Raw genomic sequence first — 918 nt, 5'->3', positions numbered from 1 at the left:
ACCGGTGAGGCGATCCGCGAGGATCTCGCGGGCCAGGGGTACGAGGCCATCGCGATCCAGTTGCCCAACGCGGAGGAGGCCAAGACCGTCGAGGTCGCCGCCTACTGCTGGAAGGCGCTCGGCCAGACCGGCTTCACCCGTACCGATGTCATCGTGGGTGTCGGCGGCGGTGCGACGACCGATGTGGCGGGTTTCGTCGCGGCGTCGTGGCTGCGGGGGGTGCGCTGGATCGCGGTGCCCACCACCGTGCTGGGCATGGTCGACGCGGCCGTCGGCGGGAAGACCGGCATCAACACCGCCGAGGGCAAGAACCTCGTCGGGGCCTTCCACCCGCCCGCCGGGGTCCTGTGCGACCTGGCCGCCCTGGACTCGCTGCCCGTCAACGACTACGTCAGCGGCCTGGCCGAGATCATCAAGGCCGGTTTCATCGCCGACCCGGTGATCCTGGACCTGGTCGAGGCCGACCCCCGGGGCGCACGGACCCCCGCAGGCCGGCACACCGCGGAGCTGATCGAGCGCTCCGTCCGGGTCAAGGCCGAGGTCGTCTCCGGCGACCTCAGGGAGTCCGGCCGGCGCGAGATCCTCAACTACGGGCACACCCTGGCCCACGCCATCGAGAAGAACGAGCGCTACAAGTGGCGGCACGGCGCGGCCGTCTCCGTCGGCATGGTCTTCGCCGCCGAACTCGGCCGGCTCGCCGGCCGGCTGGACGACGCCACCGCCGACCGCCACCGCGCGATCCTGGAGTCGGTCGGGCTGCCGCTGACCTACCGGGGCGACCAGTGGCCCAAACTCCTCCAGACGATGAAGGTCGACAAGAAGTCCCGGGGCAACCTGCTCCGCTTCATCGTCCTCGACGGCCTCGCCAAACCTACCGTCCTGGAAGGCCCCGACCCCGCCGTACTCCTCGCCGCGTAC

Annotated in this window: 1 protein-coding gene; it reads left to right on the top strand. The window is 71.1% G+C overall.

Going from position 1 to position 918, the window contains the following annotated elements:
* Positions 1-918: 3-dehydroquinate synthase (aroB, locus tag IE247_RS33910; protein ID WP_190127218.1), on the top strand; the 918-nt coding region annotated here is incomplete at both ends.

This window comes from Streptomyces inusitatus (genome assembly GCF_014651115.1).
Classification (GTDB): domain Bacteria; phylum Actinomycetota; class Actinomycetes; order Streptomycetales; family Streptomycetaceae; genus Streptomyces; species Streptomyces amakusaensis.
The sequence above is the reverse complement of the archived record's forward strand: the minus strand, read 5'-3'. Positions and strand labels throughout refer to the sequence as shown.